The organism is Marinobacter sp. (assembly GCF_048269445.1).
GTDB lineage: Bacteria > Pseudomonadota > Gammaproteobacteria > Pseudomonadales > Oleiphilaceae > Marinobacter.
This window is the reverse complement of sequence record NZ_JBLXIQ010000007.1, coordinates 99,512-123,140: the sequence shown is the minus strand read 5'-3', so window position 1 is coordinate 123,140 and position 23,629 is coordinate 99,512. Positions and strand designations below refer to the sequence as shown.

Genomic DNA, 23,629 nt, shown 5'->3' with positions numbered 1-23,629 from the left:
CCCACCTGGATTGAGGGAGTTTTTCAGATGTACGGCGTTATCCGTAACCTGCTTTTCCGATTACCACCGGAGCAGGCCCACAGTGTTGCACTGAATGGTCTTGATCTTGCGCAACGGTTGGGTGTTTTGAGCGCTTTCGCACCAAAGTTAGATTCATTACCAGTGAATGTTATGGGGTTGGACTTTCCAAACCCGGTCGGGCTGGCGGCAGGATTGGATAAAAACGCCGATCATCTCGATGCCCTGGGGGCCCTGGGCTTCGGATTTATAGAGGTGGGTACGGTTACACCGCTTGCCCAGCCAGGCAACCCCAAGCCTCGCATGTTCAGATTGCCAGAACATCAGGCCATCATTAATCGGATGGGTTTTAACAACGAAGGGCTGGAGCACCTGCTTCAGCGTGTGGATAACCGCCGTTACAGGGGCGTGCTCGGAATTAACGTTGGCAAGAACAAGGATACGCCCAACGACCAATCCGAGTCGGACTACCGCAAGGGCATTTCCGCGGTCTATACCCGGGCTGACTATATAACGGTGAATGTATCCTCACCCAATACGCCTGGACTTCGTGATCTGCAATTTGGTGAGTCCCTGAAAGGCCTGCTGGCGGCAATCAAGGATGAGCAGCTCAATTGCGAGAAACAGCATGGCCGGTATGTACCTGTTGCCGTGAAAATCGCTCCAGACATGGACGACGAAGGCATCCGGTTCGTCGCAATGGCCTTGAGGGAGACAGGGCTGGATGGGGTGATCGCCACTAACACCACTATCAACCGCGATGCCGTTGCGGGGCATCGCCACGCAGAGGAAGCCGGCGGCCTCAGTGGTGCACCGGTTCGCGAAGCTTCTCTGAGAGTCATCAAGGGCCTTTACGCAGAGCTGGGCGACTCCCTGCCGATCATCGGAGTAGGTGGCATTATCGATGGCGAGAGTGCTGCAGAAAAGATTCGAGCCGGCGCAAAACTGGTGCAGCTGTATACCGGCTTTATTTACCGTGGGCCAGATCTGATTCGCGAGGCGGTGGAAGCCATCAGACAGGTGAAATAATTTGTGTGCCCTGAAACGAAGATGGGCCCGCTTAGCGGGCCCGTGCGGGGAATGAACCCCGTGGCGCTTCATCGCATGGTACGGGGCGGGAGGCCCCGTTTGGGTTGCTCTGAGTACTGCGTCAAATTGTGTAGAAAAAGATCAGATTAAGATTCGGGGTTAGAGTTCAGGCGTCACGCTGTCGTAACGTTCGCCAGTTTATGGATGCCGGATACGCCGGTCATGCCCTCCCATTGATCTGTGCGGCCTTCTCGCCACCCGTTCAGCCATTCCTGACGAACTTCCGCCTGTTCGAGCGGGCAGCTGTCTTTGGATTTTCCGGACACGCCAGCGAGATAACCCCGCTTGAATGCACGAGCGTACATGTCTCTTTTCTGTCTTTTCATGCCGTTCCTCACTGATGGATTAACAGAACAAGCGTGTACACATCTGCAGTGGCCTTGACGAGTGTTACCCTCTCATGGATAACCCACTATTGTCAGCTCAAGCCAGAGCAGTCAGGATCCTGTTAACGGGAGGCGTTTTGCCTCCCGGAACGACGCGTCAAATACACGTTATGTCGAACGTTGCGCGGATGTACACTATTTATTTCATCTATGTGACGCTTTTTTTATAGTTTTATGAAATAAAGAATGGCGCCGGGACTCGGTAACGGCTGCTATTCCGGAAACTTACCCCCAAGCCGCCAATGAACCAGGAGTTGATCTTGTCCAAATCTGTCTTTTTCGTAACCTGCCCGAAGGGCTTGGAATACCTGCTGGCGGACGAGCTCAATACGTTCGGGCTGGACACTGTGCGTAATGCGCCGGCCGGTGTTTGGGTGGAAGGCCCTCTGGAGGGCGGTTACCGGGCCTGTCTCTGGTCCCGCCTGGCCAACCGGGTGATCCTTCATATAGATGAAGTGGATGCCACAAGTGGCGATAATCTCTATGACGGTGTGGTGCATATGGACTGGCAGCAGCACATTCCGGTGCAGGGTAGTTTCCGGGTCACCTTTCTTGGGCAGAACGACGCTATCCGCAACACCCAGTATGGCGCCCAGCGGGTTAAGGATGGCATTGTTGACAGGTTTCAGGCCAATGGCGGCCCTCGGCCCTCGGTGGATGCCAAGAATCCTGATGTGACAATATCGGCCCGCCTTAACCGGGGACGGCTGGCCATTGGCATTGACCTTAGCGGGCACAGCCTGCACATGCGGGGATATCGAACCGACAAAGGCATCGCGCCCCTGAAAGAAAACCTCGCAGCGGCATTGCTGATACGGGCAGGCTGGCCAGAGATCGCTGCCGCGGGCGGGGATTTCGTAGACCCCATGTGCGGTTCTGGCACCCTGGTTATAGAAGCCGCCATGATGGCGCTGGACCTGGCTCCCGGCCTGAAGCAGGAACGGTTCGGGTTTGAACTCTGGCCGGGTTATCAGCCAGACCTCTGGCTCTCTCTCCGGCAGGAAGCAGAGCATCGCGCCCACGAAGGCAAACAGGGACACATCCCCAGGCTGGCAGGGTTTGATCAGGACAGCAGGGTGATCGCGACGGCCTCGAACAATATTCAACGGGCAGGACTGGAGAGTCTGGTAAACGTAGAGACATGTCCTGTGGATGCCCTGCAGCTGGAAGGGCAGTGGTCGGAGCAGGGACTGATGCTGACCAATCCCCCTTACGGCGAACGCCTGAGTGAGCGCAAGGAACTTGGAGCGCTCTATCAGGCCCTGGGAGAAGCGGCAAAGCGGACAGTTCCCGGCTGGCGCCTCGGTGTGTTTACCGGTGTGCCGGAGTTCGGTAAGTCCATAGGTCTGCGCAGTTATAAGCAATATCGGTTGTTCAACGGTAAGCTGCCCGCTCAGCTGCTGCTGTTCCAAGTGGATGAGGTCAGCGCCATGACCCCGAGGGAACCCGATGTTCCCGGTGAGGTGACGCCTCGTATAGCCAACGAGGAACGCGCCGCCATGTTACGCAACCGGTTGAAGAAGAACATGAAGACCATCGGCCAGTGGGCGAGAAAGCAGGGTATTGGCTGCTACCGGTTGTACGATGCGGATATGCCGGAGTTTGCTTTGGCCATCGATATCTACGAGGGTCGGGTGCACGTTCAGGAATATCTGGCGCCGAAATCAGTGGACGAGCGGTCAGCCCGCGAACGGCTGGCGGAAGCTCTTGCGGTGATCCCGGAGGCTCTCGACATCGGGCGAGAGAACATGGTGTGTAAGCAGCGCCAGCGTCAGACCGGCACCAGTCAATACGAGAAGCAGGCCGCCAGCGGTGAGTTTTTCAAGGTGCACGAATACGGCTGCGTGCTCAAGGTGAACCTGAGGGATTATCTGGATACCGGGCTGTTCCTGGATCACCGGCCGGTACGGCACTGGATTCAGCAACACGCGGCGAACAAGCGGTTCCTGAACCTGTTCTGTTACACCGGCGCCGCGACAGTACATGCGGCGGTGGGTGGCGCCAGCCGTTCACTGAGCCTGGATATGTCGAAGACGTATGTCAGCTGGGCCGAGGACAACCTGGCCTTGAATCGCGCCGATCCGAAAAAGCACTGGGTAGAGCAGGCAGACTGCCTGGCGTGGCTGGCAGAGCGGCCGTCTGCGGACCAGCGCTTTGATCTGATTTTCATGGATCCGCCCACCTTTTCGAATTCTGCGAGGATGGCGGGAGTGCTGGATATTCAGAAGGATCATTCGAAGCTGATCAGGCAGGCCATGGCGCGGCTGAGTTCCGATGGGCTGCTGATTTTTTCCAACAATTTCCGCCGGTTCAAGCTGGACGATGAGCTGGAGAATGAGTTCGAGGTTACCGAGGTTACGCGGGATACCCTGGATAAGGATTTTCAGCGGAACTCCCGGATTCATCGCTGCTGGCATATTCGCCATCAAGCCTGATCCGATCAAAACTCGTAGCGTAGTCCACCTGAGAACTGGAACGTATTCACCTCCGAACCGGTGTCCTTGAACAGCTTTCCGCCTTCAAACACCAGATAGGTGTCGTCCATCACCTCGAAATCCAGGCCGGCAATCCAGCTTACGCTGAAGCCGCTGTCCGGGAATTCGCCTTCGAGGTCGAGGAAGGGTCTATTGCGGTTTGCTGAGGGGTTGGTGATTTCCGCTTCGCCGTGGATGTACGAAAAGCCGAACTGGCCGTAGAGGTTGGCATAGCCGGTGATGGGGTAGTGCAGGCCCATGTACCAGCTGGCGTAGTAGTCGACGGCGAGGGTAAGGTCGCTGTCCGGCACTTCGGCGTCGTTGAAGCCGCCACCGGCGCGGAGTTCGGCGTGGAACAGGTCGGTGATATGGCCGCCGACCACTAGCGTGCCACCGTTGCCCCAGGCGGTTTCCTTGGTTCTTTCACCGATGGTGCGGTGGTTGAAGGTGGTTGCAAGCAGGGCGATGTAGTGTTTGTCTTCCCTCGGCGTTTCCTGAGCCAGTGTGGCTTGGGAGGCAAAGAGCAGGGCGGTTACCAATGCAGAGGTTAGGGGCGTTCGCACAACCTTGTTCATTGTTATCGGGCTTCCTGACGTAGGCGAATACGGGCTGATTCTGCCTCGTGTAACCGATTGTTACGTCGACCCGTGTCACACTTCCCTGTGTCGATCATGCCCGGCTTTCAGTCTTCGTCGAACAGGCCTTCTTCTCGAGCCATTAGAAGCAGGGCGTAGACTCCGCTCTCCGGCAGTTGCGGTTCCAGGCTTTCCTCGAACAGGAGCCGGCGGCGGCGGTCTTCCAGAGTCTCGCTGTCCAGGCCGGTGATAAGTTCGCTGATGGGGGCGATCTCGAACGGCGCCTCCTGCTCCACCGCGGTGAAAATCAGATCTACCAGGATTTCGTCCGGATCCAGGCCGTCGACATAAACGGTCTGGTCCGGCAGATCCTGGTGCAGTTCCCGGGCCAGTTCGATCAGGGGTACACCCTGTTCCTCAAGGTAAAGCAGGTCGATGTCGCCCAGGTCGCCGTCTTCCGGCAGCCAATCATCGGAAGGTGCAATCACAACCGTTTTCATGCGGCCGTCTTCCAGCGACCAGGACATGGCGATGGGGAAGAGGGCATCGTCGGTCTGGCAGTATTCAATATCAAGAAATCTCGGTGCAGGCACGGTAAGCTCCCGGTGGTTGGTTTGTGACCCGGTTATAGGGAATGTCCGTTGACTCAGTATGAGGCTTTAAGGCTTCATGCCATACTGTTAAGGCAATTATCTTTCAATCAGGGACATCATGGAACACGCTGAATTTAACAAAGATTTATTGAAGTTTCTGAACTCGTCGCCCACGCCCTGGCATGCTGTGGCTACCATGAAGCAGCGGCTTGATGCTGCCGGCTTTCAGGAGTTGGACGAGCGCGAGGACTGGTCACTGGCTCAGAAACAGGGCTATTACGTTATCCGTAACGGCTCGTCGATCGTGGCCTTTCGTACTGGCAGCAAGGATGTCACCACTTCTGGCATCCGTATGGTGGGTGCTCACACTGACAGCCCCTGCCTGAAGGTCAAGCCCAATCCAGAGCTGCGTCGCAAAGGCTTTTTTCAGCTCGGAGTGGAAGTTTATGGCGGTGTCCTTCTCAATCCCTGGTTTGATCGGGACCTCTCTCTGGCCGGTCGTGTCACGGTGCTGGACGAGGAAGGCAAGGTGCGGGATACCCTGGTGGATTACTGTAAGCCGGTAGCGTTCATACCGAGCCTCGCCATTCACCTGGACCGGGAAGCCAACACCAGTCGTACGGTGAATGCCCAAACCGATCTGCCGCCGGTTCTGATGCAGGTGCCGGAGAACGACACCACGAGTTTTGTCGACCTGCTGTCTCGCCAGATTGCCGCCGAATCCGGGCTCAGTGTCCGCAAGGTGCTGGGTTACGAGCTGAGTTTCTATGATGCCCGGGAGGCATCTTTCGTGGGGCTGCGTGATGAATTTATTGCCTCCGCCCGGCTGGACAATCTACTGAGCTGTCACATTGGTCTTCAGGCCCTGTTAAAAGCGTCCGGAGACGAGGCAGCACTGCTGGTGTGCAATGACCACGAAGAGGTCGGCAGCATGTCGGCCGAAGGCGCGCAGGGGCCGTTCCTGACTGCCGTTCTGGACCGTTGGGCCGGCGCCGGCAAGGCCCGGGCGATTGCCCGTTCGATGATGGTGTCTGCAGACAATGCCCATGGTGTTCACCCAAATTACTTGGACAAGCACGATGAGAATCATGGTCCTATTCTGAATCAGGGCCCCGTCATCAAGGTAAATCATAACCAGCGCTATGCGACCAACAGTCGGTCGGCAGCTGTGTATCGTCACATCAGTGACGAGTTGGGGCTGCCACACCAGACTTTTGTGGTGCGAAGCGACATGGGCTGTGGCAGTACCATTGGCCCTCTGACGGCTGGTAATCTGGGCGTAACCACGCTGGATATTGGCGTGCCCCAGTTTGGTATGCACTCCATTCGTGAACTGATCGGGACCGAGGATGGCTTCACGCTGTTCCGGGTGCTGGCTGAGTTCATGCAGCGCGAACAGATTTTTTGAGGCTTGAAAAAAATGCCGCTGTCTCAAGTGAAACAGCGGCATTTCGAAATAAGTGGCTCCCCGAGCTGGGCTCGAACCAGCGACAAACGGATTAACAGTCCGTTGCTCTACCAACTGAGCTATCGGGGAACAGCATCAATCGGCGCGCATATTAAGCGCTTTGATTTGCGGGGTCAAGCCCCTGATATGAAAGGCTAAAAATTGTACGAAAGTAAGATCCTTCGCTACCGTCCACCGCTCTGGTTGCGCAATGGCCATGTCCAGTCTGTCTGGCCTACTCTTTTTCGCCGGGTACCGATGGTGAACCCGACAACGGAAATCCTGCCTACCCCGGATAACGATGAGTTGCACCTGGACTGGTATCGGCAGGGGAGTCGCAGGTTGGCCATTGTGTCCCACGGTCTTGAAGGGCACAGTCGGCGGCCCTATGTGCTTGGTTTGACCCGAGCCCTCCTCCGTGAAGGCTGGGATGTTCTGGCCTGGAATTTCCGCTCCTGTGGCGGTGTGATGAACCACCAGCCAAGGTTCTATCACAGCGGCGCCACAGAGGATCTTGGTCTGGTGGTTAATCGAGGACTGTCAGACACCTACGAGACATTATTCATGTCTGGCTTTAGCATGGGCGGCAACCTGACATTGCTCTATCTCGGCGAGCAGGGCGAGCAGGTGGACAGCAGAATCTGTGGTACCGTTGCCTATTCCGTGCCCTGCGATCTTGCGGGCAGTGCCGATATGCTGGCGCTGCCCAGCCGGAAGATCTACATGCAGAGGTTTTTGCGGGACCTTAAGGTAAAGATGCAGGAAAAAGCGGAAAAATTCCCGGCGCTGATTGATGTTTCTGGCTTTGATTCAATCCGCAGTTTTCATGAATTCGACGATCGTTACACAGCGCCCCTGCATGGTTTCAGGGATGCCCGGGATTACTGGGCCAGGTGTTCGGCTCTTGGCCGGCTGAAAGATATCCGGGTACCGGCGCTGATGGTGAATGCAGCAGATGACCCCTTCCTGTCCCCGGAGTGCTTTCCGGAATCCCGCCGCGTGCTCGGCGCCCATGTTCGGCTGGAAGCCCCGCGCTGGGGCGGCCATGTCGGCTTTGTCGAGCATGCCCGTGACGGATTTTACTGGTCAGAGCGTCGGGCGCTTGCCTTCCTGCAATCCCTGGCTTGATCCGGCGTCACTTCAGGATAGGCTTGATCACCGGCCAGACGTTCTCCAGTAATGTGTGCTGCGCCTTTTCGGTGGGGTGAAGGCCGTCGTCCTGCATCATTCCCTCTTTGTTGTAGACACCATCAAGAAAGAAGGGAACCAGATCGGTATCGTAGCGGTCTGATAGTTTCGGAAAAATGTCGGCAAACATCTGGGTGTATCGCTCGCCGTAATTCGGCGGAATCTGCATGCCCACCAGCACTGCCCGGGCGCCGGAGGCCTGTACCTGTTCAATCATGGAGGCCAGATTGGATTCAATGACATTGGGTGGAAAACCGCGCAGGCCATCGTTGCCGCCCAGTTCGATAATAACAACCTCCGGGGCGTTCTCCTCAAGCAACTCGGGTAGCCGTCGAGCCCCGCCATCGGTTGTCTCTCCGCTGATGCTGGCATTTACGACTTCCCAGCTGGCCAGTCCATTGTCATTCAGTCGGTCTCGCAGTAACTGCACCCAGGCCGTCTCGGAGGGTACACCATAAGCCGCGCTAAGGCTGTCTCCTAAAATAAGGAGAGTGTTCTGGCTGGCCGCCGCCGGCAGCGCCAGCAAAGTCGCCATGAGAAAAAAAATTGATCTGACGTACACCAATGCCGTATGCATAGACAGCTAATACACCTTATTCCGTGTTCAGAACCCAGGATCGGGAGATTCCGTGAATCAGATGACCAATGTTAACCCGGAAAACCAGAGCCCGATGTTACGGGTGGAAAACCTGACTCATCGTGTCAGCCTTGAAACCGATACGCTGACGATCTTGCAGGGGGTCAATCTCGAAATCAATCGGGGAGAATCCGTAGCCATTGTCGGCCGGTCCGGGTCCGGAAAAACCACGTTGCTAGGATTGCTTGCGGGTCTTGATACGCCAAGTGACGGAACGGTTGAGCTGGATGGCTCAGTGATCAGCAAGCTCAGCGAGGACGAGCGGGCGAAACTCCGCGCCCACCGGGTCGGATTTGTGTTTCAGTCATTTCAGCTGCTGCCCGCTCTGACCGCGCTGGAAAACGTTATGCTGCCTCTGGAGTTGGCTGGAATGGAAGCTCCGGAGAAAAGAGCCCGGGAACTCCTTGAACGGGTGGGGCTGGGCGAGCGCCTGACTCACACGCCAAGGCAGCTATCTGGCGGTGAACAGCAGCGCGTGGCGATTGCCCGGGCGTTTGCCTCAGACCCCCTGATCCTGTTTGCTGATGAACCGACCGGCAACCTGGATAACCGCACCGGTGCGGCGGTCTCCGATCTGTTGATGGCGCTGAACCGCGAGCAGGGCACCACGCTGGTGATGGTGACCCATGATGAGCAGTTGGCGGCGCGCTGCAGCCGTCAGTTCCACATTGAAGCCGGAGTGCTGACAGAGCCCGAAGCAGCAAGGGAGATGGCCCACTGATGGCTGCTGCAAAAAAACTGATGTCTGTCCGCCGGGATTGGCGGGAACGGGATGTGCGCGTTGTCCTGGCGGCACTGATTATTGCTGTGGCTACGGTTGCCACCATTGCCCTTTTTGCCAGCCAGCTGCAGCGAACGCTGGTAACCTCGGCCAGTTCCTTTCTTGCTGCCGATCGTCAGCTGGAGGCCGAGAACGGTCGCCCGATCCCGGAATCCTGGCTGGAACAGGCGCGGGAGCGTGGCTTGGAAACCGGCCGGATGGTCGAATTCTCGACAATGGTGTTCGGTGCGGACAACTTCCAGTTGGTTTCGGTCAAGGCGGTGAGTAACGAGTACCCCTTGAGGGGCGATATTGAGATCCAGCACAACCCTGAGGGACCGAGGGAGCTGGTTAGTCAGGGCCCGGCGCCGGGTGAAGTATGGATCAATCCGCGGCTGTTGCGCCTGTTGGAACTGCAAGTCGGCGACAGTCTGGAAGTGGGAAGCCGAAGTCTGACGGTATCTGGCTTGCTGATTCGCGAGCCGGACGGCGGTTTCCGTCTTTCAGCCTTGGCCCCCCGGGTCATGATGCACGTAGACGATGTGTCATCTACCGGCGTCGTTCAGGAAGGCAGCCGGGTCGAGTTTGTTTATCTGTTTGCCGGCGACGAGGCCGCTCTTGAAGCCTATTACCAGTGGCTCCAGCCTCGTATGGAACCCAGTCATGAGTGGGAGGGCGTGCGCGATGGCGAAACCTTCTCCCGGTCGCTGGAGCGTGCAGAACGCTTCCTGTTACTCGGTGGCAGCCTGGCTGTGCTGCTCGCCGCTGTGGCCGTGGCCGTGGCAAGCAGGCAATACGCGTTATCCCAGCGTGACACCGTGGCTCTGCTCAAGACTCTTGGCCTGAGCGGCGCCGGTATCGGCGGGCTGTATCTCAAGCGCCTCGCGCTCTGGGGTTTGGCGGGGATTATCGGCGGCATTTTGGTCGCGCTGCCGCTGTATTGGCTGCTGACCCGAATGCTGAGCGAGGTTCTGGAGCGCCCGGTGGGTTTTCAGCTTGACCCTTCAGCGCTGGCACCCGCCTTGCTAACGGCACTCGTCTCCCTGTTTGCCTTTGCCTACCCGCCAGTGCGTCGGCTCCGGAATGTGCCGGCCATGCGGGTGTTGCGCAGCCAGCCGGGAGAAACCGGCCGTGAGGTACTGCCGGATCTCGTTGTCGCCATCGTGGCAGTATTCGGCCTGGTATGGATGTACGCAGGTGAACTGGCGCTGGTGGTGTCTCTGCTGGGCGGCCTTGCCCTGTTGCTGGGTGCGCTCGGGTTGGCCGGGTGGCTGCTGGTTGCGACCCTTCGCCGGGTCCGTGGTGGCGGCAATTCCTGGCGCCTTGCTCTTGTCGGCCTGTACCGCCACCGCAAAGCCAGCATGTCCCAGATTGCGGTCTTTGCCATGACCCTTATGCTGGCCGCTACGCTGATCCTGGTGCGCACCTCCTTGCTGGCGGACTGGCAGGCCCAACTGCCCGACGACGCGCCCAATCATTTCCTGATCAACATTGCGCCGGATACGGTGGATGAAATTGATGCGTTCTGGCAGGAGCGTGGTCAGCCACTGGATAAGCTCTATCCCATGGTGCGCGGCCGTTTGACCGAACTCAATGGACAGCCGGTGAAGGAGGCCGTCAGCAAGGATGAGCGTATTGGTGCGCTCAACCGCGAACTGAACCTCACCTGGATGTCGGAGCTGCCGGAAGATAACCGGATTGTGGAGGGTAGCTGGTTCCAGCAAGGCCAGAAAGAAGGGGTTTCCGTGGAATCCGAACTGGCAGGAAAGCTGGGCCTGGTTCTGGGAGATGAGCTGACTTTTACTATCGGCTCCGAAAAAGTCACCGAAACCGTGACCAGTATTCGCACCGTTCAATGGGACAGCATGAAGCCAAACTTCTACATGGCTTTCCCGCCTGGCGGTGGCTTGTCGGATATGCCGGCGACCTGGATCACCAGTTTCTATCTGCCCAGAAACAAAAAAGATGCCCTTAATGAGTTCTCCCGGCGGTTTCCGACGGTATCGGTGCTGGAGATTGACAACGTCATAGACCGGATTCAGGAAATCGTCCGGCAGGTCACCCAGGCCATTGAAGCGATTCTGGCACTCATTCTCGCCGCCGCACTGGTGGTGATGGCTGCGGTGGTCAGCGCCACGCTCCGTGACCGGCAGCGGGAGGGCGCGCTGTTGAGAACCCTGGGTGGCCGACAGAGCCTGCTGGTGCGCAGCACGATGCTGGAATTCGCCTTGCTGGGTGGTTTCGCGGGGATTCTGGGCGTGGTTGCCGCAGAGGCAGCCGTCTGGGCACTGCAGTTCCGGATGTTTGAGGGGGCATTTCAGTGGCACTGGCAAGTGGTTTTGCCGATACCGCTGGTCAGCGCGGTTGTTTTGGCTCTGTTTGGCAGGTGGCAGTTGCGGCCGGTTCTCAGCGTGTCGCCAATGCTGCTACTAAGACGCGTCGAATAAGGACCAGTCGCTACCGGTGACTAACGGTAATTGGTGAGAATGGCGTCCAGCTCGCCATTCTGCTTGATGCGCGCCAGCTCTGTGTTGAACTGGTTTGCGAAGGCATGCCAGTCACGCCGAAGCATCAGCCGGAAACCATACTCACTGATGCCCTTGTCGGAGGACCGGAATTCGTCTTGAAGGCCCTCGTTACGCAGAATCCACCTGCCCACCAGTCGGTCCGCGACAGCGGCATCAAAGCGGTCGCCGTGGAGTACAAAGGTGAACATGTCACGGTCGCGGGAAACATCGAAGCGGCGAATCTTACCTTCGGTGAAGTAGGTTTCCAGCTGCGGGTGCAGATACCCCAGGTGGGTAACGATGGTTTTCGAGAACAGGTCTTCCGGAGTTTCGTACGATAGCTTTGAGCCTTTGGGAATGAAAAACACTTCCTCGATGTTCACAATCGGGTTGGTAAACAGGAACTTTTCGGGGTGGTCCGTCCATTCCCGGGCCCGGGGCGTTCCGTCGATAAAACCGTCGAGCAGCATCTGGTCGACCCGTTTACGGGGAACCTTTTGTGCAACGACACGGTAGCCAAGCCTATGGGAAATCAATGAAACCACATCCCACATGATCCCCGAGGGGGCGCCCTGGTCGACAATCAGGTAAGGCGGGTAGCCATTGGGGGAAATGTTCAGGTGGAAAACTTTCTGTTCCTGAGCATTTGCACCACGAATTGCAATCGCAGACAAGGCAAGTAGCAGAGCGGTGATTAAAGTGGGAAGGCGGCAGGATCGTCGGCTTTTCATGCGGAAGGGCTCTCTACGGAACATTGCTGTAGGTGGAAGAACGAACCCGGCTAAGATCCCTGCCAGAAAGCGTGATTGTCACTCCATTGCTGGCCAATTTCAAGGATTTGAAGTCTATGTTCAGGTAATCGGAGCAATGGGGCCCGGCGGATGGAGCCCCTTGCATCGGCAACCTGAAGTGTTCAGGCCCAGGCCCGGCGAAGCACCGCACGGGCATCTTCGAGGCTTACTTCCTTAGGGTTGAACATGATCGAGCCGTCATCCAGTGCCATTTCGGCGATGTGATCCAGCTGGTCTTCGCTCACCTTGCCTGCTTCTTTCAGAGTGCGAGGCAGCTGGCATCGCTTGTACAGGGCATCCCGTAATTTTCGGATCGCCGAAATGCTCGCTTCGGCCCTGCGACTTGCCGGGGTAGCGGCGAAGACCTCTGGCCCCTCCAGGTGCAGCAACAGCTCGCCCAATGGTTCCCGGATGGTCTCCAGGTTGTACTCCAGCACGTAGGGCAGGTATAGGCTCATGCACAAGCCATGGGGCAGGTGGCAGATGGCGCCAGTTGCGTGCCCAAGGGCATGCACGAGGCCTACCATCGAGTTGGAGAAGGCAATGCCCGCCATGGTGGAAGCCTGTGCCAGTTCCAGCCGACCGTCACTGTCCTTCGGGTTGTCCATGACCTTCAGCAGGGACTGGCTGACCTTCTTGATGGCCGCCGTAGCGTAGGCGTCGCTCAGAGGATTCTTTGCCATGCAGGTGAAGGCTTCTGTTGCGTGGGTCATGGCATCCATCGCCGTTGCCGCCGTGATATGGGGTGGCAGAGTCAGCGTCATTCTCGGATCAATAATCGCAGCATTTGGCAGAAGGAACGAGGAAGTGAACGGAAGCTTTACACCTTTGGCTTCATCGGTAATCACGGCAACCGAGGTCACCTCAGAGCCAGTGCCTGCGGTGGTCGGAACCACAAAAAACGGTTTCAGCGGATGCTTGAGCACGCCGGCGCCGCTGTATTTGGCAATGTCGTCACCGCCTTCGGAAACCAGAATGTTGACGGCCTTGCCGGTATCGATGGCCGAGCCACCGCCGACAGCGATGATGGAGTCGCATTTTTCCAGGCGGTAGATGCCGGCAATATCACGCACCACTGTGGTGGAGGAGTCTGGCGGCACGTCATCATAGATTGTGATGATTTCGAGCCCGCTTTCCTCACAAGCGGCAATGACCGGCTCCAGCAAACCTGCGGCGCGCACGCCCTTGTCAGTCACAATCATCGGCCGTTTTGCGCCCATGCCGGTCAGCTCGTAAGGAATGTGCTCAAGAGCGGCCTTGCCGGCGATCACTTTTACCGGGCAGAAGAACTCATAGTATTTGTTGGTCATTATGCTCTCGCTGTCTCGACGAAGTTGGTGGCAACTTTCAGATAAATGCGTGCGGCGCTGATCAGCTTCTCAGGCAGGTGCAGGTCAGCTGGATATTCTTTCACGGCACGCTGGGCAATCAGTTTGGGCAGGATGAAAGATTCAAGGCGGTTCAATACCCGGGTCATCCTCACCGCATAGCTGATATCACCGTCTACCAGCATGCGGTCATTGGCGAATGCCACGGAGGTCTTTTCCTGGAACGACAGCACCAGGAAGGCATGGGCAATGTGTTTGAACTGAATGGACAGGTCCACGGGGCGGGGCGCAGTGCTGCCGTGATAGTGAAAGCGGCCCTGGCCGGTATGTTCCACAATCAGTCGCGAGCCGTCAGGCATCACCATCATTTCAAACAGAAAGCCATCGGGCAGCGCCCGTGCTTCATTCTGGACGTTCTCGTCCACCTCGCTCACCGCTTGCAGGGCCCGCCCCATCACCTGGAACATCAGTTCCACATAGTAGCGCCGAGCCTGGAAAACCATGGGCTGGATACGTTTCGCTAACATGTCCGTCATCCAATTGTTGTTGATGTCATCTGATTTTTAGAGTTATTGCTCTAAAAGTCAATGGACATGATGATGTCAGCCTATTGCGTTAGCGTCGCGAGTTTCCGTTTGGCCTCTTCGGCCACCTCACCACCAGCCTCAGCAGCCTTGCTGTAATAGGCAATGGCCTGGCTGCGATTGTTCTGCTTCACGGCGATATCTCCCAGGCGGAGAAAGGCAATGGATGTGGGCACGGTTTCATTAGCTTTGATCAGGTTTTCCCGGGCCTTGTTCAGGTTGTTGAGGCGGAGTGCATTCAGCCCGTTGTATAAGCGATAGGTGAACATCTCCGGATACAGGCTCACCGCCTTTTCGAAGTCCGCACTGGCTTTTTCCGGTTCTTTCAGTTCCTGATAGATGCGGCCGCGAAGCGAGTAGAACATGGCTTCCCGCGGAAGCAGGCGAACGGCTTCATTCACCTTGTCCAGAGCCGCTTTCATGTCGTCCTTTGAAGCAAGTTCCATGGCCTTGTCATGGGCATCATAGGCGGGCTGAAGCGAGCGAAGTTTGGCCATTTTTCGATCGAAAACTTCCTTGCCCCGGTACCCACCGGTACCTATCTTCTGTGCGAGTGCCCGGTTCTCCTCAACCCGTTTGGCAGAGGGCGGATGAGTGGCGAACAGGCCGTCGATAAAACCCGACTTCCGGCCCTCCGCCAATTTCAGAAAGATTTCCTGAAGTTCCACCGCTGCAGCCGGGTCGTAGCCGGCTTCCTTCATGTAAAGGATACCGTAGTGATCGGATTCCAGCTCATCGCCCTGGCTGTACTGTGCCAGTGCAAGTTGAGCGCCCAGCGCGGCCCCGCCCATTATCAGTCCGGCCCATTCGTTGTCCGATAGTGCAAAGCCAAGACCGGCGACGCCGGCGCTGATCAGCATGCCCTGTTGCATTCGCTGAACACTGTGTCTTGCCGCCGCATGAACAATTTCGTGGCCCAGAACAGACGCCAACTGGGCCTCATCACCAAGCTCGGTCAGCAGGCCGCGGTTGATGGCAATTTTGCCGCCGGGCAGGGCCCAGGCATTGGGGACACTACTGTTAAGTACCACAAATTCGTAGGGCAGATCCGGCCGGTCGCTGACTGCGGCCATTTTCTGGCCAACCTCCTGCACATAAAGTGTCAGCTCAGGATCGACATAAAACTGACCGCCCTGAGTTTGCTGGGTCGGTACGTACTGTTCGGCGCCCATGGCGAGTTCCTGGTTCTCCCCAATCAGCGATAGCTGCTTTTCCCCGGTGACCGGGTTGACGCTACAAGCGCTAAGGGTCAAGGCCAGGGCAATTGCAAAAAGGCTGGTTTTGATAGCGGACAGGTTCACAGTGAGCTCCCTTTCGATGATGCAACGTCAGGTCCAGTTTATTCGGAGACCCGATTCCTTAATGGCCAGTTTATAACACATCGCTGTCTGGCGTTGGATTACCGGATGATGGCCAGCGGTGGTGGCGGACAGGTCCTTGGCGTATCATAAACCTCTGATCCCGCACTGTTTCGCACTTTTGATTCTAAGGCCGCCAATGGGTAACTTACTCGAACTGATTGCATTGCTCTGGTTCCTGGTTTGCTGGCTTGGTTATACCGAATATTCAAAGCGCCGGGCCGCAGATCGCGCCTGCTTGTCCAACACCCTCGACATGTATCGCGAAGACTGGATGCGGGTCATGCTCCGGCGGGAGAACCGCATTGCAGATGCCTCCGTGGTTGGCAATCTCGAGCGCAACGGAGCCTTCTTCGCCTCCAGCTGCCTGTTGATCCTCGCCGGTATCATCACTGCCTTGGGTTACACCCAGGAAGTCATGGAAGTGTTCAGCACCATGCCGTTCGGCACACTGCCGACAAGGGAAATCTGGGAACTTCGCATGGTGGTGCTGTTGGTCGTCTTTATTTACGCCTTTTTCAAATTCACCTGGTCGATGCGGATGTACAACTTTGTCTCTGTGATGATCGGCAGCGCGCCTCAGCCGGATGACACCAAAACAAGCCCTGCGGGCCGTGAAGCCTTTGCCCGCAGTGCCGGCAACGTCTGTAACCTGGCCGGTGACGCGTTCAACCTCGGCCTGCGCTCTTACTATTACGCATTGGCTGTGGTTGGCTGGTTCATTCATCCGATGGTGTTCATGGCGGCGTCCACCCTGGTCGTCATTGTTCTGTACCGCCGGGAATTCTGTTCCGAGGCACTTCGAGCGTTGCGTGCCGGCAAGGTTTTTGAGGAACCGGCACCGGTCAAGCCTGAAACCGACGCCAAATCCAAAAACTCATCCACAGGTTGATTCCGAATGAACGACGAAACCCGAATGAAACGGGTAACCCGGTTTATCGAAACGCTCAACCAGGCGAAAGAGTTGGGTCTCAACGTTACTGAGGCCACGGAGGGCAGCCTGACACTCTGCCTGCCCTACAGTGACCGGATCATCGGCAACCCGGACAATGGCGTCATCCACGGCGGTGCCATCACCACCCTCATGGACACTACGTCTGGTTGCGTTATTCTCTGTGCCCTGGAGGACTTCGAACTTTGCCCGACACTGGATTTGCGCGTGGACTACATGCGCCCGGCGCAGCCCCATAAACCAGTCTATGCCCGGGCGGAAACCTACCGGGTAACCCGGAACATTATCTTTACCCGCTGTGAAGCGTACCAGGAGGGGGGCGAAACCATCGCCAACTGTGTGGCGACCTTCATGCGTATCGGAAAGGATGCCAGCCCAAAGCACTATCGGGACCTGATTACAGGAGGTGAGGAATGACTGATCCGGAAATCCTCCGTTATACCCAGGAAACCGGGGACTTTACCCGGATGCTTGAGAGTATTCCCTACGCCACCTGGATAGGTTTGCAGTGCGAGCGCTTTGGGGATGACCTGATTTTTCGCCTGCCGAGAAAGGAATCCAATCTCGGCAACCCGATCCTGCCGGCGATTCATGGTGGAGTCATCGGGGGGTTCATGGAAATGTCGGCCAATATTTACCTGATTCTCTCCCAGGAATCCCTGCGTATGCCCCGCATTGTGGATTTCTCGCTCGATTACCTGCGCGCGGGTCTGGACCGTGAAACCTACGCCGAATGCCGCCTGACCCGCCAGGGCAACCGGGTGGCCAACGTGATGGTCAGCGCCTGGCAAAAGTCCCGGTCGCAACCCATCGCAACTGCACGGGCCCACTTCCTCCTTGAAGACTGAGTTCGTCAATGTTCCGGGGCTTGAAATGGCCCGGTGTGCCCCCAATTCCTGCTCAGACGAGGAATTTTGTGCAGGAGCGAGCACGGAGGCCGTTCCGAAACACGCTGTGAATACGTCCATGTACGTTCGGCTCCGCCATCCATGGCTCCGCACGGTTTCGGAACGGTCTCCGCGCCCACTCCTCAAACTATGAGGAAACTCGGGCACACCTCAGTGCCTGCCTATTCGTATCAGGAGACATAAACGCCATGACGGTTGAAACGCAAAAAGAGACCTTGGGTTTTCAGACAGAAGTGAAGCAGCTGCTTCATTTGATGATTCACTCGTTGTACTCGAACAAAGAAATCTTCCTGCGTGAGCTGATTTCAAACGCTTCGGATGCCGAAGACAAACTTCGTTTTGCCGCTCTGAAGGATGACAGTCTTTATGAAAACGACCCTGAACTGAGAATTCGCCTGGATTTTGACGAGGAAGCCAATACTGTCACGCTGACCGATAATGGTATCGGGATGACCCGTGATGACGTGATCCAGAATCTGGGCACGATCGCCCGCTCTGGTACTGCCGAATTCCTGCAGCAACTGTCCGGTGACGAGAAAAAGGACAGCAAGCTGATTGGTCAGTTTGGCGTCGGTTTCTACTCGTCGTTTATCGTGGCCGACAAGGTTGATGTGTTCACCCGCCGTGCCGGTGCCCCAGCGGAAGAGGGCGTCCATTGGGAATCGAAGGGCGACGGCGAGTTCACTATTGAACAGGTCAACCTTGAGCATCGCGGCACTCAGATCGTTCTGCACCTCAAGAGCGACGCCAAGGAATTTGCCAACGGCTGGAAGTTGCGCAGCCTGGTGAAAAAGTACTCCGATCACATTTCTTTCCCGGTGGTGATGAAAGCCGAATCGGAGGAAGGAGAAGACAAGAAAGACGAGTACGAAACGGTCAACGATGCCACCGCGCTCTGGACCCTGCCGCGTACCGAGATCAAGGACGAGGAGTACAAGGAGTTCTACAAGCACATCGCCCACGATTTCGAAGACCCGCTGACCTGGTCCCACAACAAGGTGGAAGGCAAGCTGGACTACACCAGCCTGCTGTACATTCCGGCCCGCGCGCCGTTCGATATGTACAACCGGGAAGCCCCCCGTGGTCTGAAGCTCTATGTGCAGCGTGTGTTCATCATGGACGACGCCGAGCAGTTCCTGCCGCTGTACCTGCGCTTCGCCAAGGGCGTGATCGATTCCAACGATCTGTCCCTGAACGTGTCCCGGGAGATTCTGCAGAACGACAGCACGGTGGAAAGTATCCGCACTGCGGTCACCAAGCGGGTTCTGGACATGCTGTCGAAGCTGGCTAAGAAAGACCCCGAGCAGTTCCAGAAATTCTGGGGCGAGTTTGGCACCGTGCTCAAGGAAGGCCCGGCGGAAGATTTCAGTAACCGCGAAAAAATTGCCGGCCTGCTGCGGTTTGCCTCTACCCATACCGGCGAGAGCACCCAGAACGTATCACTGGATGACTACATCAGCCGGATGAAGGAAGGCCAGAAGAAGATCTACTACATTACGGCAGACAACTTCACGGCCGCCAAGAGCAGTCCGCACCTGGAAGTGTTCCGCAAGAAGGGGATTGAGGTACTGATTCTGTCCGACCGGATTGACGAGTGGATGATGGGCTACCTCAGCGAATACGACAGCAAGCAGTTCCAGGACGTTGCCCGCGGAGATCTGGACCTTGGGGAAGTGGAGACCGAGGAAGACAAGAAGCACAAGGAAGAAGCCGCCGAGGAGCACAAGGATCTGCTAGAGCGCATCAAGAATGCTCTGAATGAACGGGTGCAGGAAGTGCGTGTTACCAACCGTCTGACTGACTCACCAGCCTGCCTGGTTGTGGGCGACTTCGACATGGGCGCGCAGATGAAGAAGATCATGGAAGCGGCCGGCCAGAAAGTGCCGGACAGCAAGCCGATCTTTGAAATCAACGTGGATCATCCGCTGGTTCAGCGCCTTGAAAGCGAGAAGGGTGAGGAGCGGTTCAGCGAGCTCTCGGCAGTACTGCTTGACCAGGCCACCCTGGCCAGCGGTGAGCAGCTCCAGGACCCGGGTGCCTACGTAACCCGCCTGAACCGTCTGCTGCTGGAACTGGCAAACTAAGAGCTTATGCAGCAGATCATTGTGGATGTCAGCATCAGCCCTGATGAGTGGATCAAGCTCTATCAGGGCGTTGCTACCGATGTTCGCACAACGGCCCGGGACGGACGCTCTGTCCGTTTCCCGGCTCGTATCCTTTCCCGTTTTTACCTCAGGAACGGTATTCGCGGCAGCTTCCGGATTCTGTTTGACGATGCCGGCAAGTTCGCGTCCATAGAGCGCCTGTAACCTCTCCTGCCCCTTCTTTAATAGCCAAAACCTTCCTCAATTTTATTTTTAATTAATTGTATTAAGGATTCTGCCTCGCGCTAAGGTGAAGCTGTTGTCGTCAGGCAGGAGGTGGTTCATGTCGGATTTGATTTCATTCAGCAGCCTTGAGGCGTGGCGTGATTGTCTCGGAATTCTGGTGGACTACTCGAGCGATTTTGCGTGCGCTCAGTAATCCGGAGAGAGGTCCGCACCGCGGCAGCAAACCCTATAGGTATTCACTATTTGGGGTATAAGAAATACTCAGAGCAGAGTGTTTTATCTGGCCTATAGTTAGAGATATCTGGATTGAGATGTGTCGTTTTGCCAAACCGAATGAGGAGAGAAAAATGACTGAGAACAATAGCCCGGGTGGCAAGTGCCCTGTAATGCACGGTTCAAACACTCAGGAAAAGGCTGATGTGGCCGGTTGGTGGCCTGAGAACCTTAACCTTGACATTCTTCATCAGCATGACCTCAAAACAAACCCCCTGGGAGAAGACTTCAACTATCGGGAAGAGGTCAGAAAGCTTGATCATGAAGCGCTTGAAAAAGACATGCACGAGCTGATGACCAACAGCCAGGAATGGTGGCCTGCAGACTGGGGGCATTATGGTGGCCTGATGATCCGCCTGGCCTGGCACGCTGCGGGCACTTACCGGTTGGCTGACGGCCGAGGCGGCGCGGGCACCGGTAATCAGAGGTTTGCCCCGCTGAACTCCTGGCCTGACAACGGTAACCTCGATAAAGCCAGGCGCTTGCTGTGGCCGCTCAAGAAAAAGTATGGCAACAAGGTGAGCTGGGCGGATCTGTTCATCCTGGCCGGTAACGTTGCTTATGAGTCATTTGGCTTCAAGACCTTCGGCTTCTCCTATGGTCGCGAGGATATCTGGCATCCGGAAAAAGACATTTACTGGGGTGCTGAGAAAGAGTGGCTGGCCCCGTCCGACAGCCGTTATGAGGACCTGAGCAAGCCGGATACCATGGAAAATCCACTGGCTGCGGTGCAGATGGGCCTGATTTATGTAAACCCAGAGGGTGTGAACGGTCAGTCCGATCCGCAAAAGACCGCTGAGCAGGTCCGTGTCACCTTCGCGCGAATGGCGATGAATGATGAAGAGACCGCTGCTCTGACTGCCGGCGGGCACACCGTTGGAAAGACCCACGGCAACGGCGATGCGGAAACGCTTGGGCCAGAGCCTGAGGGCGCTGATGTTCACGAACAGGGTCTTGGCTGGCACAACCCGAACCTTCAGGGAAAGGCGACCAACGCTATTACCTCAGGTCTTGAGGGTGCCTGGACCACCAACCCGACGCAGTTCGATATGGGGTACTTCGACCTGCTGTTCGGCTATGAATGGGAGCTGAAAAAGAGCCCGGCTGGCGCCAACCAGTGGGAGCCGATCGATATCAAGGAAGAACACAAGCCGGTTGACTCGACCGATCCGTCCATTCGCCGCAATCCGATTATGACCGATGCGGATATGGCTATGAAGGTGGATCCGAAGTACCGCGCGATCTGTGAGAAATTCATGGCGGATCCAGAATACTTCAAGGACTGCTTCGCTCGCGCCTGGTTCAAGCTGACTCACCGGGATATGGGTCCAAAGTCCCGTTACATTGGCCCGGACGTGCCCGCTGAAGATCTGATCTGGCAGGATCCGGTTCCCCAGGGCGAGACCAACTACATCGAAGAAGTCGTCAAAGAAAGAATTGCCGAAGCCGGCCTTAGCCTCAACGAACTGGTCGCTACCGCCTGGGACAGCGCCCGCACCTTCCGTGGCTCCGACATGCGTGGTGGTGCTAATGGCGCCCGCATCCGTCTGGCCCCCCAGAAAGACTGGGAAGGCAACGAGCCGGATCGCCTGGCCAAGGTATTGAAGGTCTACGAGAAGATCTCAGCCGATACCGGCGCCAGCATCGCGGACGTGATCGTGCTGGGTGGTAACCTGGGGGTTGAGATGGCGGCGAAGGCTGCCGGCCATGACGTTCACGTACCTTTCCTGAAGGGACGTGGTGACGCCACCGATGAGATGACGGATGCAGAATCCTTCGATCCGCTTGAGCCGTTGGCTGACGGTTTCCGCAACTGGCAGAAGAAGGACTACGTGGTCAAGCCTGAAGAACTGCTTCTGGATCGCGCCCAACTAATGGGCCTGACAGCGCCTGAGATGACTGTGCTGATGGGTGGCATGCGTGTGCTGGGGACCAACCATGGTGGCACGAAGCACGGCGTGTTCACAGATCGCGTTGGCCAATTGACCAACGACTTCTTCGTGAACCTGACTGACATGGCAAACCGTTGGGAGCCCACCGGCAAGAACTCGTACAACATCGTGGATCGTAAGAACGGCAACACCAAGTTTACCGCGACCCGTGTTGATCTCGTGTTCGGCTCCAACTCTATCCTGCGTGCTTACGCAGAGCTGTACGCCCAGGACGACAACGAAGAGAAGTTTGTGAAGGACTTCGTTGCTGCCTGGACCAAGGTCATGAATGCGGATCGTTTCGACGTTAAATAAGGCCCGCCAGTGAATGGACACCCCGGTAACGGGGTGTCCATTCAGGTCTTGATCAGGATCCCTGTCTACCATCTTCTCGTCAAATTCCTTACAATCCGCTCCGCCTGATTTTTGATCAGCCTTACTCTGTTAACAGCCCGTTTTCTGCTGGAGCATTCATGCGAATCATTCTTGCCCCGATGGAGGGGCTGGTCGACGCACCCATTCGTGAAACACTGACCAAAGTCGGTGGGATTGATCGGTGTGTGACAGAGTTCATTCGCGTGACTCACGGCATGCTGCCGCCGAGAGTGTTCTTCAAATACGCCCCAGAACTGCACAACCAGTCGCTTACCGAGGTGGGCACGCCTGTCGCGGTTCAGCTTCTGGGCTCAGACCCGCACCAGATGGCCCTTCATGGCGCAAAAGCCGCAGAGCTTGGCGCAACCCAGGTGGATGTTAATTTCGGCTGCCCTGCAAAGACCGTGAACAAACACAAGGGCGGATGTGTGCTCATGCGTGAGCCCGAGTTGATGCACGCGATTGTGGCTGCCGTTCGCCAGGCAGTGCCAGCGGCGGTGCCGGTTACCGCAAAAATGCGGCTGGGTTATGACGACCGCTCGATGGGCGTGGCCTGCGCCCAGGCCCTGGAAGCTGCCGGCGCGGAGGAGATTGTTATCCATGCCCGCAGTAAAGTCGATGGCTACAAACCGCCTGCGTACTGGGAAGAAATTGCCCGGGCCCGGGAAGCGGTGAGTACCCACATCATTGCCAACGGCGAAATCTGGACCGTGGCCGACTACTGGCGATGCCGTGACGTGTCCGGCTGCGATGATGTGATGATCGGCCGCGGTCTGATTGCGCGGCCAGATCTGGCCCGGCAAATCAAGGCAAGCCAGCAGGGTGAAACCGTATCTGACATGACCTGGCCGGAAGCCGTGGCACTGGTTCGCGAATACGCCACCGTTCTTCAGGGCTGGCTGGAAGACCGCTACGTGACCGGTCGCATCAAGCAATGGCTCAACTTTCTGCGCCAGGGCTTTGCGGAAGCGGAAGCGCTGTGGCCTGAAGCACGCAAAATCCGCCAGGTGACACCCATGTTGACCTGCCTCGAACAGCCTTTGCCGGGTGTCGATTCCCGCGCCGCTTGATCGGCCTTTTCCCTAACACAACTCTGCCCACTGACTAAACTGGTACTAACGGCGC

At 57.0% G+C, this 23,629-nt stretch carries 21 protein-coding genes and 1 tRNA gene; 13 read left to right on the top strand and 9 right to left on the bottom strand.

Translation table 11 applies throughout. From position 1 onward, the window contains the following. Positions 1-27: 27 nt before the first annotated feature. Positions 28-1,047, top strand: coding sequence for a quinone-dependent dihydroorotate dehydrogenase (locus ACN0XM_RS15455; RefSeq protein WP_417567838.1), 1,020 nt, complete (start codon positions 28-30; stop codon positions 1,045-1,047). 173 nt (positions 1,048-1,220) lie between these two features. Here ACN0XM_RS15455 and rmf read toward each other — a convergent pair whose 3' ends face one another. Beyond that, positions 1,221-1,433 carry a ribosome modulation factor gene (gene rmf / locus ACN0XM_RS15450; RefSeq protein ID WP_099619549.1) on the bottom strand — a complete coding sequence of 71 codons (213 nt, stop codon included), beginning with the start codon at positions 1,431-1,433 and terminating at the stop codon, positions 1,221-1,223. Between the two features lie 302 nt (positions 1,434-1,735). On the opposite strand from rmf, the gene rlmKL reads away from it, so the two are divergent. Further along, positions 1,736-3,928, top strand: a complete 2,193-nt coding sequence (gene rlmKL / locus ACN0XM_RS15445; RefSeq protein ID WP_417567837.1) for a bifunctional 23S rRNA (guanine(2069)-N(7))-methyltransferase RlmK/23S rRNA (guanine(2445)-N(2))-methyltransferase RlmL — start codon at positions 1,736-1,738, stop codon at positions 3,926-3,928. Positions 3,929-3,933: 5 nt separating this feature from the next. On the opposite strand, the gene ACN0XM_RS15440 is transcribed toward rlmKL, so the two are convergent. Further along, complete coding sequence (locus ACN0XM_RS15440; RefSeq protein WP_417567836.1) at positions 3,934-4,542, bottom strand: outer membrane beta-barrel protein; 609 nt, start codon at positions 4,540-4,542, stop codon at positions 3,934-3,936. A 107-nt stretch (positions 4,543-4,649) separates the two neighbouring features. Next, a complete protein-coding gene (locus ACN0XM_RS15435; protein WP_417567835.1) occupies positions 4,650-5,135 on the bottom strand; it encodes a hypothetical protein in 486 nt (161 codons plus the stop codon). Positions 5,136-5,253: 118 nt separating this feature from the next. Between ACN0XM_RS15435 and ACN0XM_RS15430 the strand changes: the two genes are divergently transcribed. Then, on the top strand, positions 5,254-6,543 hold the full coding sequence (locus ACN0XM_RS15430) for a M18 family aminopeptidase (RefSeq protein WP_417567834.1): 1,290 nt from the start codon (positions 5,254-5,256) through the stop codon (positions 6,541-6,543). A gap of 53 nt (positions 6,544-6,596) precedes the next feature. Here the strand turns inward: ACN0XM_RS15430 and ACN0XM_RS15425 are convergent. Beyond that, positions 6,597-6,672 (bottom strand) — tRNA-Asn (locus ACN0XM_RS15425). A gap of 72 nt (positions 6,673-6,744) precedes the next feature. On the opposite strand from ACN0XM_RS15425, the gene ACN0XM_RS15420 reads away from it, so the two are divergent. Then, a complete protein-coding gene (locus tag ACN0XM_RS15420) occupies positions 6,745-7,710 on the top strand; it encodes a YheT family hydrolase (protein WP_417567833.1) in 966 nt (321 codons plus the stop codon). Positions 7,711-7,717: 7 nt separating this feature from the next. Here ACN0XM_RS15420 and ACN0XM_RS15415 read toward each other — a convergent pair whose 3' ends face one another. Further along, the gene (locus ACN0XM_RS15415) at positions 7,718-8,347 is read right to left on the bottom strand and encodes an arylesterase (protein ID WP_417567832.1); all 630 of its coding nucleotides are present in this window, start codon (positions 8,345-8,347) and stop codon (positions 7,718-7,720) included. Between the two features lie 61 nt (positions 8,348-8,408). On the opposite strand from ACN0XM_RS15415, the gene ACN0XM_RS15410 reads away from it, so the two are divergent. Together ACN0XM_RS15410 and ACN0XM_RS15405 are read left to right on the top strand one after the other, a co-directional pair. After that, the gene (locus tag ACN0XM_RS15410) at positions 8,409-9,128 is read left to right on the top strand and encodes an ABC transporter ATP-binding protein (RefSeq protein ID WP_417567961.1); all 720 of its coding nucleotides are present in this window, start codon (positions 8,409-8,411) and stop codon (positions 9,126-9,128) included. Next, complete coding sequence (locus ACN0XM_RS15405) at positions 9,128-11,614, top strand: ABC transporter permease (protein ID WP_417567831.1); 2,487 nt, start codon at positions 9,128-9,130, stop codon at positions 11,612-11,614. The genes ACN0XM_RS15410 and ACN0XM_RS15405 overlap by 1 nt, the downstream gene beginning before the upstream one ends. A gap of 20 nt (positions 11,615-11,634) precedes the next feature. Here the strand turns inward: ACN0XM_RS15405 and ACN0XM_RS15400 are convergent, their stop codons facing one another. From ACN0XM_RS15400 to ACN0XM_RS15385, 4 genes are all read right to left on the bottom strand, one after another. Continuing rightward, positions 11,635-12,405 carry a substrate-binding periplasmic protein gene (locus tag ACN0XM_RS15400; RefSeq protein WP_417567830.1) on the bottom strand — a complete coding sequence of 257 codons (771 nt, stop codon included), beginning with the start codon at positions 12,403-12,405 and terminating at the stop codon, positions 11,635-11,637. A 182-nt stretch (positions 12,406-12,587) separates the two neighbouring features. After that, entirely contained in the window at positions 12,588-13,775 is a 1,188-nt protein-coding gene (locus ACN0XM_RS15395) for an iron-containing alcohol dehydrogenase (protein ID WP_417567829.1), read from the bottom strand. Next, entirely contained in the window at positions 13,775-14,320 is a 546-nt protein-coding gene (locus ACN0XM_RS15390) for a hypothetical protein (protein ID WP_417567828.1), read from the bottom strand. Before ACN0XM_RS15390 ends, ACN0XM_RS15395 begins: the two co-directional genes overlap by 1 nt. Before the next feature lie 80 nt (positions 14,321-14,400). Continuing rightward, positions 14,401-15,678, bottom strand: coding sequence for a M48 family metalloprotease (locus tag ACN0XM_RS15385; protein WP_417567827.1), 1,278 nt, complete (start codon positions 15,676-15,678; stop codon positions 14,401-14,403). 196 nt (positions 15,679-15,874) lie between these two features. On the opposite strand from ACN0XM_RS15385, the gene ACN0XM_RS15380 reads away from it, so the two are divergent. From ACN0XM_RS15380 to ACN0XM_RS15350, 7 genes are all read left to right on the top strand, one after another. Further along, complete coding sequence (locus ACN0XM_RS15380) at positions 15,875-16,627, top strand: DUF599 domain-containing protein (protein WP_417567826.1); 753 nt, start codon at positions 15,875-15,877, stop codon at positions 16,625-16,627. Between the two features lie 6 nt (positions 16,628-16,633). Next, positions 16,634-17,104: a PaaI family thioesterase gene (locus ACN0XM_RS15375; RefSeq protein ID WP_417567825.1), complete on the top strand. Its 471-nt coding sequence runs from the start codon at positions 16,634-16,636 to the stop codon at positions 17,102-17,104. Then, positions 17,101-17,535, top strand: a complete 435-nt coding sequence (locus ACN0XM_RS15370; protein ID WP_099619561.1) for a PaaI family thioesterase — start codon at positions 17,101-17,103, stop codon at positions 17,533-17,535. Before ACN0XM_RS15375 ends, ACN0XM_RS15370 begins: the two co-directional genes overlap by 4 nt. A 248-nt stretch (positions 17,536-17,783) precedes the next feature. Beyond that, entirely contained in the window at positions 17,784-19,679 is a 1,896-nt protein-coding gene (gene htpG / locus ACN0XM_RS15365) for a molecular chaperone HtpG (protein WP_417567824.1), read from the top strand. Positions 19,680-19,685: 6 nt separating this feature from the next. Beyond that, complete coding sequence (locus ACN0XM_RS15360) at positions 19,686-19,904, top strand: DUF2835 domain-containing protein (protein ID WP_417567823.1); 219 nt, start codon at positions 19,686-19,688, stop codon at positions 19,902-19,904. Positions 19,905-20,272: 368 nt separating this feature from the next. Continuing rightward, positions 20,273-22,444, top strand: coding sequence for a catalase/peroxidase HPI (katG, locus tag ACN0XM_RS15355; RefSeq protein ID WP_417567822.1), 2,172 nt, complete (start codon positions 20,273-20,275; stop codon positions 22,442-22,444). A gap of 158 nt (positions 22,445-22,602) precedes the next feature. Next, positions 22,603-23,574 (top strand): tRNA dihydrouridine synthase, encoded by a 972-nt coding sequence (locus tag ACN0XM_RS15350; protein WP_417567821.1) that lies wholly within the window; start codon positions 22,603-22,605, stop codon positions 23,572-23,574. Positions 23,575-23,629: the final 55 nt, after the last annotated feature.

Coding starts and splice junctions, on each gene's coding strand:
- htpG (WP_417567824.1), top strand. CDS start 17,784: ATGACGGTTGAAACGCAAAAAGAGACCTTGGGTTTTCAGACAGAAGTG.
- ACN0XM_RS15430 (WP_417567834.1), top strand. CDS start 5,254: ATGGAACACGCTGAATTTAACAAAGATTTATTGAAGTTTCTGAACTCG.
- ACN0XM_RS15415 (WP_417567832.1), bottom strand. CDS start 8,347: ATGCATACGGCATTGGTGTACGTCAGATCAATTTTTTTTCTCATGGCG.
- ACN0XM_RS15455 (WP_417567838.1), top strand. CDS start 28: ATGTACGGCGTTATCCGTAACCTGCTTTTCCGATTACCACCGGAGCAG.
- ACN0XM_RS15350 (WP_417567821.1), top strand. CDS start 22,603: ATGCGAATCATTCTTGCCCCGATGGAGGGGCTGGTCGACGCACCCATT.
- ACN0XM_RS15395 (WP_417567829.1), bottom strand. CDS start 13,775: ATGACCAACAAATACTATGAGTTCTTCTGCCCGGTAAAAGTGATCGCC.
- ACN0XM_RS15360 (WP_417567823.1), top strand. CDS start 19,686: ATGCAGCAGATCATTGTGGATGTCAGCATCAGCCCTGATGAGTGGATC.
- ACN0XM_RS15410 (WP_417567961.1), top strand. CDS start 8,409: ATGACCAATGTTAACCCGGAAAACCAGAGCCCGATGTTACGGGTGGAA.
- rlmKL (WP_417567837.1), top strand. CDS start 1,736: ATGAACCAGGAGTTGATCTTGTCCAAATCTGTCTTTTTCGTAACCTGC.
- ACN0XM_RS15390 (WP_417567828.1), bottom strand. CDS start 14,320: ATGTTAGCGAAACGTATCCAGCCCATGGTTTTCCAGGCTCGGCGCTAC.
- ACN0XM_RS15380 (WP_417567826.1), top strand. CDS start 15,875: ATGGGTAACTTACTCGAACTGATTGCATTGCTCTGGTTCCTGGTTTGC.
- ACN0XM_RS15375 (WP_417567825.1), top strand. CDS start 16,634: ATGAACGACGAAACCCGAATGAAACGGGTAACCCGGTTTATCGAAACG.
- ACN0XM_RS15370 (WP_099619561.1), top strand. CDS start 17,101: ATGACTGATCCGGAAATCCTCCGTTATACCCAGGAAACCGGGGACTTT.
- ACN0XM_RS15440 (WP_417567836.1), bottom strand. CDS start 4,542: ATGAACAAGGTTGTGCGAACGCCCCTAACCTCTGCATTGGTAACCGCC.
- rmf (WP_099619549.1), bottom strand. CDS start 1,433: ATGAAAAGACAGAAAAGAGACATGTACGCTCGTGCATTCAAGCGGGGT.
- ACN0XM_RS15400 (WP_417567830.1), bottom strand. CDS start 12,405: ATGAAAAGCCGACGATCCTGCCGCCTTCCCACTTTAATCACCGCTCTG.
- katG (WP_417567822.1), top strand. CDS start 20,273: ATGACTGAGAACAATAGCCCGGGTGGCAAGTGCCCTGTAATGCACGGT.
- ACN0XM_RS15405 (WP_417567831.1), top strand. CDS start 9,128: ATGGCTGCTGCAAAAAAACTGATGTCTGTCCGCCGGGATTGGCGGGAA.